Source organism: Sphingorhabdus sp., from assembly GCF_044374345.1.
GTDB lineage: Bacteria > Pseudomonadota > Alphaproteobacteria > Sphingomonadales > Sphingomonadaceae > Sphingorhabdus_B.
Map to the genome: position 1 here is coordinate 1 of NZ_JBILOS010000156.1, position 2,609 is coordinate 2,609.

Annotated in this window: 3 protein-coding genes; all 3 read left to right on the forward strand. The window is 56.6% G+C overall.

Features of this window, described 5'->3' with window-relative positions; all coding sequences use genetic code 11:
* The first annotated feature begins 102 nt into the window (after nt 1-102).
* Nucleotides 103-960, forward strand: coding sequence for a MaoC family dehydratase N-terminal domain-containing protein (locus tag ACIQ5B_RS10820; protein ID WP_397599021.1), 858 nt, complete (start codon nt 103-105; stop codon nt 958-960).
* Nucleotide 961: 1 nt separating this feature from the next.
* Nucleotides 962-2,119 (forward strand): acyl-CoA dehydrogenase family protein, encoded by a 1,158-nt coding sequence (locus ACIQ5B_RS10825; protein ID WP_397599022.1) that lies wholly within the window; start codon nt 962-964, stop codon nt 2,117-2,119.
* A 66-nt stretch (nt 2,120-2,185) separates the two neighbouring features.
* Nucleotides 2,186-2,609 (forward strand): acyl-CoA dehydrogenase family protein (locus tag ACIQ5B_RS10830; RefSeq protein WP_397599023.1); only part of this gene is annotated, 424 nt, incomplete at its 3' end.

A 2,609-nucleotide genomic window follows, 5' to 3' on the forward strand; every position in this document is an offset into this window, starting at 1 on the left:
CAGCCGCGTTTTGTGCGACACGCGCATATTGAATATCTTCGAAGGTGCCGCAGAAATTCAGGCGCAGGTGATCGCCAAGGGTTTGATGGGAGGCGTAAACTAATGGGTGTTTGGGACGCATGGATTGGGCGAGAGGAGGTGCGGGCTGATCGCATCGACAGCGGGCTAGTGGCGCGCTGGCTTGCAACCTTTGACCGGGATGCACCGAGCGATGGCAATGTCCCGCAGGGGTTGCACTGGTGCCTGTGTGTGCCGGACGCACCAACGGCAAAGCTGGGCCCCGATGGGCATCCGTTGCGCGATGATAGCATAGAAAGCTTCCTACCCCCAGTGCCGCTGCCGCGCCGCATGTGGGCATCCAGCAAAGTCGAGTTTTTTGCACCCTTGCGGGTCGGTGAAGCCGTTACCCGTAATTCACGCGTGCAAGCCATTACTGAAAAATCAGGCGGCACCGGCCAACTGGTGTTTGTCGATGTGTCGCATGAAACACTTGGCGAATCTGGCCTTTCGGTTCGTGAGGTGCAGAGCATCGTTTATCGTGAAGCCGCCGGGCCTGACGCAGCTTTGTCGCCGCCCACAGCGGGGCCAGCGCGCGTCGATTTAGAGGGATGGAGCAGCCATCGCATGGTTATACCGAGCGAGCCACTGCTATTCCGCTTCTCCGCGCTCACTTTCAACAGCCACCGGATCCATTATGACCTGCCATATGCCCGCGATGAAGAACGCTATCGCAGGTTAGTGGTCCATGGTCCGCTGACAGCAAGTTTGCTACTGGACCTCGCCCGCCGGGCGTTGGGGGACAACGCATTGGCCAGCTTCGCATTCCGGGGTCTATCTCCAGCGATTTGTGGAGAGGCTTTGCATCTGGTGATGCGCGGATCAGGCAACGATATTGAGTTGGCCGCTTTTGCAGGCGACGGACGACAGATCATGGCAGCTTCGGCGCAAGGACATATTTGAAATGACCGAGAGTGAAAATACCGCCGAAATCCGCCGCTCGGTTCAGGCGTTATGCGCCGATTTTCCGGGTGCATATTGGCGTGAAAAGGACAGTGCCCGCGCCTATCCGGGCGAATTTGTGGATGCGCTGACCAAGGCCGGGTTCCTCGCGGCGTTGATACCGGAAGCTTACGGTGGGTCAGGGCTCACACTCTCTGACGCGGCCATTATCATGGAAGAAATTCAGGCCTCAGGCTGCAACGGCGCTTCGGCACATGCCCAGATGTACATCATGAATACGCTGCTAAGATATGGCAGCGAAGAACAGAAGCAGGAATATCTGCCTCGTATCGCGACAGGCGAGCTGCGCCTGCAGGCCTTTGGTGTTTCTGAACCGACCAGCGGTACCGACACGCTTTCCTTGCGGACGGTGGCTGTGCGGGACGGTGACGCGTATGTTATCAATGGCCAAAAATTATGGACGAGCCGTGCCGAATATTCCGACCTGATGCTGTTGCTGGCGCGTACAACCCCGCGTGAAGAGGTCTCCAGCAAGACGGAGGGGCTCTCGGTTTTCCTCATTGACATGCGCAAGGTGGTCGGCAACGGCATGACCATCAAGCCAATCCGCACAATGATGAACCATTCAACGACCGAAGTCTTCTTTGACGATATGCGGATTCCTGCTTCCGCTTTGGTTGGCGAAGAAGGCAAGGGTTTCCGCTACATTCTGTCGGGCATGAATGCTGAGCGTATCCTTATTGCCGCCGAGTGCATTGGCGACACCAAATGGTTTATCAAAAAAGCCAGCGATTATGCCAGCGAGCGCAACGTCTTTGGTCGCGCCATTGGCCAGAACCAAGGTGTGCAGTTCCCGATCGCCCGGTGCTACGCCCAAATGTGTGCAGCGGAATTGATGGTGCATCATGCCGCTCAGGTATTTGACGCTGGAGGCAACCCCGGCGCAGAGGCGAATATGGCCAAGCTCCTTGCGTCAGAAGCCAGCTGGGCCGCCGCCGACATGTGCGTGCAAACGCATGGTGGCTTTGGCTTTGCTGAAGAATATGACGTCGAACGCAAGTTCCGTGAAGCACGGCTTTACACCGTGGCCCCGATCAGCACCAACCTGATCCTAAGCTATCTTGCCGAGCATGTTCTCGGTCTTCCGCGCAGCTATTGATCGACATGATTTCAGACATGAAAATCGACAACACAGCTGCCACATTAGTCAATAAAGGCCCAATGGATGAATTTTGAACTCGCCGAAGAACATCGGATGTTAAAAGATCTGGTCCGCAAATTTGTGGACACCCAACTGGTGCCGCTCGAAGCTGAGGTTCTGGCGCGCGATACTGCAGGCAAAGGCAGCTATCTCACCAAGGATGAACAGGCCAAGGTTGATGCGGTGTCGAAAGATTTGGGCCTGTGGGGGCTGGATGCGCCTGAAGAAGTCGGCGGCATGAATTTGCCGATGGTTGCGATGGTTGGGGTCGGTGAGGAATTGGGTCGTACCGCGACGCCATATACATTGCCGCCAGACTCGCCGAATTTGCGTATGATGATGGCGGCTGCGGACGAAAAGCAACGCGAGCATTATCTTGCGCCTTATGTGCGTGGAGAGACCATTTCTGCCATTGGCATTTCGGAGCCTGGCGCTGGCGCTGATCCGC

Bases quoted from the DNA above. Each gene is read 5' to 3' on its own strand.
- ACIQ5B_RS10820 (WP_397599021.1), top strand. From the start codon at position 103: ATGGGTGTTTGGGACGCATGGATTGGGCGAGAGGAGGTGCGGGCTGAT.
- ACIQ5B_RS10825 (WP_397599022.1), top strand. From the start codon at position 962: ATGACCGAGAGTGAAAATACCGCCGAAATCCGCCGCTCGGTTCAGGCG.